The sequence below is a fragment of the Pseudomonas sp. TNT2022 ID1044 genome, assembly GCF_028656895.1.
Taxonomy (GTDB): domain Bacteria; phylum Pseudomonadota; class Gammaproteobacteria; order Pseudomonadales; family Pseudomonadaceae; genus Aquipseudomonas; species Aquipseudomonas reinekei.
Genome location: NZ_JAMDHB010000016.1, coordinates 1 through 5,981 on the forward strand (window position 1 = coordinate 1; position 5,981 = coordinate 5,981).

At 53.7% G+C, this 5,981-nt stretch carries 9 protein-coding genes and 2 pseudogenes; 2 read left to right on the forward strand and 9 right to left on the reverse strand.

Annotation, left to right across the window (positions count from 1 at the left end):
- The 6 genes and pseudogenes from M5G20_RS19345 to M5G20_RS19370 all read right to left on the reverse strand — a co-directional run.
- A partial coding sequence (locus M5G20_RS19345; protein ID WP_443218311.1) for a YeeE/YedE family protein occupies positions 1-279 on the reverse strand: 279 nt, incomplete at its 3' end.
- A gap of 28 nt (positions 280-307) precedes the next feature.
- Positions 308-427, reverse strand: a pseudogene (locus M5G20_RS19350) (AbrB/MazE/SpoVT family DNA-binding domain-containing protein); the annotation flags it as partial.
- 120 nt (positions 428-547) lie between these two features.
- Positions 548-1,414 carry a patatin-like phospholipase family protein gene (locus tag M5G20_RS19355; protein ID WP_273920362.1) on the reverse strand — a complete coding sequence of 289 codons (867 nt, stop codon included), beginning with the start codon at positions 1,412-1,414 and terminating at the stop codon, positions 548-550.
- A gap of 941 nt (positions 1,415-2,355) precedes the next feature.
- A complete protein-coding gene (locus M5G20_RS19360) occupies positions 2,356-2,637 on the reverse strand; it encodes a hypothetical protein (RefSeq protein WP_273920363.1) in 282 nt (93 codons plus the stop codon).
- A gap of 225 nt (positions 2,638-2,862) precedes the next feature.
- The gene (locus tag M5G20_RS30320; protein WP_273920364.1) at positions 2,863-3,180 is read right to left on the reverse strand and encodes a DUF7693 family protein; all 318 of its coding nucleotides are present in this window, start codon (positions 3,178-3,180) and stop codon (positions 2,863-2,865) included.
- 97 nt (positions 3,181-3,277) lie between these two features.
- Positions 3,278-3,895: a 3'-5' exonuclease gene (locus tag M5G20_RS19370; RefSeq protein ID WP_273920365.1), complete on the reverse strand. Its 618-nt coding sequence runs from the start codon at positions 3,893-3,895 to the stop codon at positions 3,278-3,280.
- 251 nt (positions 3,896-4,146) lie between these two features.
- Between M5G20_RS19370 and M5G20_RS19375 the strand changes: the two genes are divergently transcribed.
- The gene (locus tag M5G20_RS19375) at positions 4,147-4,377 is read left to right on the forward strand and encodes an AbrB/MazE/SpoVT family DNA-binding domain-containing protein (RefSeq protein WP_273920366.1); all 231 of its coding nucleotides are present in this window, start codon (positions 4,147-4,149) and stop codon (positions 4,375-4,377) included.
- 134 nt (positions 4,378-4,511) lie between these two features.
- Here the strand turns inward: M5G20_RS19375 and M5G20_RS19380 are convergent, their stop codons facing one another.
- The 3 genes from M5G20_RS19380 to M5G20_RS30325 form a co-directional block, all read right to left on the reverse strand.
- Positions 4,512-4,739, reverse strand: a complete 228-nt coding sequence (locus tag M5G20_RS19380; RefSeq protein ID WP_273920367.1) for an AbrB/MazE/SpoVT family DNA-binding domain-containing protein — start codon at positions 4,737-4,739, stop codon at positions 4,512-4,514.
- 78 nt (positions 4,740-4,817) lie between these two features.
- A complete protein-coding gene (locus M5G20_RS19385; RefSeq protein ID WP_273920369.1) occupies positions 4,818-5,099 on the reverse strand; it encodes a hypothetical protein in 282 nt (93 codons plus the stop codon).
- A 257-nt stretch (positions 5,100-5,356) separates the two neighbouring features.
- Complete coding sequence (locus M5G20_RS30325) at positions 5,357-5,686, reverse strand: DUF7693 family protein (RefSeq protein ID WP_443218312.1); 330 nt, start codon at positions 5,684-5,686, stop codon at positions 5,357-5,359.
- On the opposite strand from M5G20_RS30325, the pseudogene M5G20_RS19390 reads away from it, so the two are divergent.
- Positions 5,674-5,928 (forward strand): annotated as a pseudogene (locus tag M5G20_RS19390) (IS630 family transposase); the annotation flags it as partial. The gene M5G20_RS30325 and the pseudogene M5G20_RS19390 sit on opposite strands and share 13 nt — an antisense overlap.
- Between the last annotated feature and the right edge of the window lie 53 nt (positions 5,929-5,981).

The following is a 5,981-nucleotide window of genomic DNA, read 5'->3' on the forward strand; positions in this document are numbered from 1 at the left end:
GTTTTGTAGGGGCAAGTCCAGGGCCGGCCACTCTGTCTTGATCTCTATTTCCGGCAAAACGGTCAATGCTCCCCACAACAAGGGCGCAAGCAAAAGACCCAGAAGAAACAGCGCCTTCTCGCTCCAGCCTTCGCTATCAAATTGCATCACGTTGCCAATCAATCCGCTGACTCCAGCAATACGGCCATTAGCGAGAACAAACAAGCTAACTGCCAGCCCTATTAGGGCTCCCCCGATTAACGAAGACCAAGGTGTGAAGTTGATCCAATCAATGCTCATCTAGCATCTCCTGCGCAGAAGTGTTGGTTATCAGATACACAGCATCGCCGACATCCAACTCCAATTCCTGCAGCGCTTCGTCCGGAGTTCGAATTGCACCGTAACCGTCCCACTCTTCGATGATGATTTTCATAGGCGGCTTTCTCATGTGCGGTCTCCATTGCATCTGAATAGGCATTGGTAACGTGGGGCAGGCTCAACCTCTCTAGGTACTCTCGCAAGTTTGCACTGAGTGTTGAGGGCCTCTTTTATAGGTGATTCACATCACTCAATGCTCATGGGCATGTGAATGGATGGCCAAGGAACCGGGTACCTCGGTGCGTTCGAGTCCTCCATGTTCCAGCCACTGGAAGGTCTGCGTATAGGCGCGCTGTAGCAAAGACTCGGTCTGGTCAAAGTTGAATACCGAGACATCCATAGGGCACAAGGGCGGGACGATGTGTAGGGTGGTGAGAGTGCGGAAGTGTTCGATGTCATTCACCAACTGGCGCATGCTCATAAGGTTGACGGTATGTAGGGCTAAGGCGATCAAGCCTCGGGGCGGTTGTGGTAAGGCGCAACTCACTCCTGTAGGAACCACCACCACGTTGGTGGCGCCCAGGGCTACGGCAGTTGAAATAGGTGTATTGCTTGCCACGCCACCGTCAATCAGGAATTGATCGGCAATTTTTACGCAGGGGAACACCAGCGGGATGGCAGCGCTGGCCAGTAATGCCTGTCGGAGTTCGCCACTGGACAGAACGGTCTCGGCACCGCTCAGCAGGTCGGTGGTGACGATGTGCAGGGGCAACGCCGCATCCTCAATGCGGTGTATAGTCAGCGCCTGACCCAACAGTTGGTTCAAAGCCGCCGGCTGCAACAGAAAGCCACGCCGTTTGATCAGTCCTCTAAAGGTATCGAGCCAGGACAGGGGAAAGATGTCCGTTTTATGTAGGCCGCGCCAGAAATTGGCGAGCGCCTCGACGCCTTCGGAATCGGGTCTTGCGGCAAAATAGGCACCGTTGATGGCGCCCACCGAAGCGCCCACCACCATGTCGAATCGAACGTTCGCCTCGACCAAGGCCCGCAACATACCCACTTGGACAGCGCCCAAGCTGCCGCCGCCAGCGAATACGATTGCGGTTTTGGTGACCATTGTCGAAGTCTCTGTGCAGAAATGTATCGATTTAGTGTAGCTGGCGGTTCGGCTTCACTTCCGGGTGCTCGCCACATGATCGAGACGTCGCGAGCTTGGAGCTCCAGACGACACCGAATTTCAATGGAAAAGGGGATCCATGCGTAATGGAGCGCGCTTCTACTACAAGACGGTACCCATAGAATTGAACGTCTATGACAACGAAGAGAAACTATGTCTCAAGACCACCTATCAGGCGCAAGTGAAAGCCGAGGTTGAGTGTCAGCGACTTAACCTAGAGCGACTTCAAAACGTACTTTCGGAACGGGAATCCACGACTGGGCTATAGGCATGCAGCTGTCCTACAAAGTCATCCGGCGCTTGGTGTTCCGAAACGGGTGGTTCATAGGCTTAGGGGCGCACGACCTACACCATTCTGACGTGGATGCTCGGCATTGAGGAGCGAACAAATATCGTCTGCCTCGACCCTGGCCTTGAACACGCCATGCTTGCTAGCTGAACCACCCTCTACAAGATCAACGACCCTGTATCGCTTGCTGCCATCGTCCAATGTGGTGGTTTCAATCACTCTGAATCTTGCGTGCATGGTTGCTTTCCGTGCATGACTTTGGTGACCTACAAGTACCGGCGAATCAAGACGATTTCAAGAACGGGGCGGGCTTCAGCTGAGACAATTTATGACAGTGCACTGCGCTCGTCTTTGCGGGAGAGCGGCTTAGCAGTAGGTGGCTTGTCGAGGCATTTTCTTAATGTCGCTACTTCGGGCCTCATGGCCCGGCTCGACGTAAACCCTGGACAGCAATTCTGCCTGAAGCATCCGTCGTGTCTGGCTGGCGGCATCTTGGAGATCAGAGCTACTAACTCTTGTACAAATCCGGAAGAAGTTCTCTTACAAACCAGTTTGGTAAGCCGTTCCCGCCTGTAGATTCTCAGTGGCACGTTTACATATCCGGATAATCATCAAGCTTAAGGCTAGGAGCGCCTCCGTCATCCGCCTCGCGCTTAGGCGTATGTATCACTCCAGCTTCCGCGTCTGCACGCATCTGCTCGAGCTCTTTGTGAAAAGCCTTGTCCTGAACCGTGGGTTTGCTGGTGTACGGTTTTCGGTCAGGTACAGGCTGGGCTGCATAAGTCGTAACCGCGTCTGGGTCGTGCTGCAGCTTTTCTTGCACTTGCGATTCCAGCATTGCACGGAGCGCGTCTTTGTCGGGGCGGGTTATCAATTTGTTACTCCTAATGCGGAAGCCAGGCACTAACTGTTCGACCGGGGCGTTGGCCGGGTTGTGAAAGTAGCGACGTTAATAATTATCGCTGTGTTCCTGGTAAGCCTACCAAGCCTTGGCGGCAATCGTCTGTGATGAAAATGATGTCATAGCTACAGTCTTGGATGCAGTTTTCGAGATAACTGAAGTGACCAAACCCTCACCTGCCTTTTTTTGCATGGAGGCTCAGAGGGCAGCGAGCAATCGTTCGAGCAGTTCTCGCTCCCAGGCGCTCAACAGGTCGACAGGGTCAACTCCATCGCGCAGCCAGAGCTCAAGTGTCCCGACTCTGCCATCAGGCGACCTGCAGTACTCGCAGTAGTCCAGGGTGTCACAGTCATTGAAGAGGGTAAGTGCCCAGCCATCAATCTCCACGGGCATGAGGCCATGATAGATCTCATTCCATGACTGGACGGAGCTTCGCATCATGACGCGTTTGCCGAGCGCGACTTCCGTCAGCACTTGGCAGACCTCGCGGGCGGTGAGAGGGGAGGTTGTGTTCAAATCATTCTACGCTCGAGTCATCGCTTGCCCGGCTAAGCGGTGGTGTGCAGTGAATGGAGAGATCGCTCCTTCGGGCCAATGGGCCCGGCTCACCTAATCAGCCGAGAATCTCCTTAATGATGGACGCGACGTTCCTGGCATCGTCTATCCCTCGATGATAGGTACCGTGCCAAACCAAGCCCAACGACTCCACTGTTTGCTTAAGATTCTTCGGTTGATCGTCGTATAGGCCTTTATGCCACTTCCTAACGTTGAAGTGCTGCAGACCGGCGAGCAGGGAAGGGCACGTGGCCAACCCGGCATCACGCTCAACCTGTCTTGCATCGTAGTCACCCCAGGATGCCCAAGCAGCATCTGGATATCGGGCAATGAATGCTCCGAACTCCTGGCCAACCTCCGCATAGGTGTGTGCGCTGTCCACGTCCGCTTGTTGAATGGATGTCAGCTGTTTGCAGAAGTCAGTGAGGACAGGATTGATCAGCGGTCGAACGAAACGCTGGAAATCATCTACGACTTCAAGCGTTTCCAGATCGATCACCACCAAGCCAATCTCAATCGTTTCCATCTGTTCTGGGACGACTGCGAGCGGCCTTGGTGATTCCGACTCGCCCACTTCATCACAGGTTGCTTCAAGGTCTACGCAATACAGGTAGCGGTATGGCGCGACGAGGTTTTGGATGGATTGGAGGTGAAGAAGCTTTGCTTCAATGCTCATGGCATGGATGTCCTCGTTTTGATCTGTCCAAGGTACATCGACACGTGCATACAGCCACGCTCTGACGGATTTGTTAGAGGGCGTGCTGCTGCAGTTCCGGCGCAGGATAGGTGATTTGTTGGGCTTCGGAGCTAAAGCTTCTTTGGCTATCGCTCCTTCGGGCTTAAGCCCGGCTCGACCTCACGTCTTCACGTTAAAGCCTACCGCACCGCTCGGCTATCATTTAAGTGCCCAATCGCGTAGGTATCCTCATGGCTAGTGCCACTGTGAATTCTAAAGGCCAAATCACCATCCCTGTCCAGGTACGGGCTGCTCTAGGCCTGCAACCAGGAGATGAGGTCGAATTCGTCAATCTGGAAAATGGCCAGTTCGCCATGGCGGCAGCAACTTATTCCGTTAAGCGACTGAAGGGCATGATTCGCAAGCCGAAGATCATCGTAAGCATTGATGACATGAACCCAGTTTTTGCACTGAAGGAGTAATTGCTCGTCGATAGTGTTTCAGTGGGAGAAAGGCTTGCTACGGTTTGTCTCGCGCTTCCTTCCAAGGCAGCTTCTGAGACGGGTTGTTGCTATCGCGTATTCGGGCCTTAGGCCCGGCTCGTCGAGTGACTGCTTTATTTCACCTCGGCGTTACCAGGCTGTACGCTATCCCAGACTTCAACAAGCTCGTCTATTCGATCCGCAATTTGAGGCATTTTCGATAGGACAAGGCAGCGTGTATTGCCGACAAACTCCTCGATCAAATACAGCGAGTCGCCAACATCAAGCTCCAGCTCCTGCAACGCCTCATCAGGAATTCGAATCGCCCCGTCACCATCCCATTCTTCGATCATGATTTTCATAGGTGGCTTTCTCACGTGGTCTCCATTGCGCCTGAGTCGGCACTCCGTTCAAAGCCCGTAGGTTCTCGACGACACTTTTTACAGATCCGGATAATCATCAAGCTTAAGGCTAGGAGCGCCTCCGTCCTCAGGTTCACGCTTAGGCGTTTGTATCACTCCAGCTTCGGCGTCTGCACGCATCTGCTCGAGCTCTTTGTGAAATGCCTTGTCCTGAACCGTGGGTTTGCTGGTGTACGGTTTCCGGTCAGGTACAGGTTGGGCGGCATAGGTCGTCACCGCGTCTGGGTCGTGCTGCAGCTTTTCTTGGACTTGCGACTCCAGAATTGCACGGAGCGCATCTTTGTCGGGACGGTTCAGCAATTTGTTACTCCTATTCGGAAGCCAGGCACTAGCTATTCGATTGGCACATTGAGCAGTTGGTGAGGGCGGGCCGTTTGTGTTTGTGGTTGCATCGCAGATTGGCAGTTACCCGGATTGCAGGTTAAAAATCCTGGTAAGCCTACCAAGCCTTGGCGGCAATCGTCTGTGATGAAAATGATGTCATAGCTACAGTCTTGGATGCAGATTTAGAAATGACTGAAGTGGGCAAACATTCACCGGCCATTTTGCATGCATACTCAGAGCCCAGCGAGCAATCGCTCAAGCTGTTCTCGCTCCCAAGCACTCAATAGTTCGACAGGATCAGCTCCGTCGCGCTGCCAGAGTTCGAGTGTCCCGACTCGGCCATCAGGCGACCTGCAGTACTCGCAGTAGTCCAGGGTGTCACAGTCGTTGAAGAGTATGAGCTGCCAGCCATCAATCTCCACAGGCATGAGACCGTGGTAGATCTCATTCCACGACTGGGTGGTGCTTCGCATCATGATGCGTTTGCCGAGCGCGACATCCGTCAGCACTTGGCAGACCTCGTGGGTGGTTACGCAACTAATCAAGGTAAGAGAAGCACACACGCTTCCACATGCATTTCACCCCGACCTCCAGCTCGTGGATGAACATGGTGGAACGCTTCTTTCGCGACATCACAGTGCATTTACGTCAGGGCAGCTTCAGCTCGGTTCGCGAATTGGAGAGCTTGATTACCACGTTCTTGGCCCTGCGAAATGCGCAGCCAACCAGCTATGTCTGGAATGCAAAGGCAGAGGATATTTTGAACAAGATACAGCGGGCCCGTGAGGCGATGACCTCAGGTTGAAGATCCCGGCGGGATTGCCGGATACACGTAATAGGGGTTTGGGGAGCAATGGA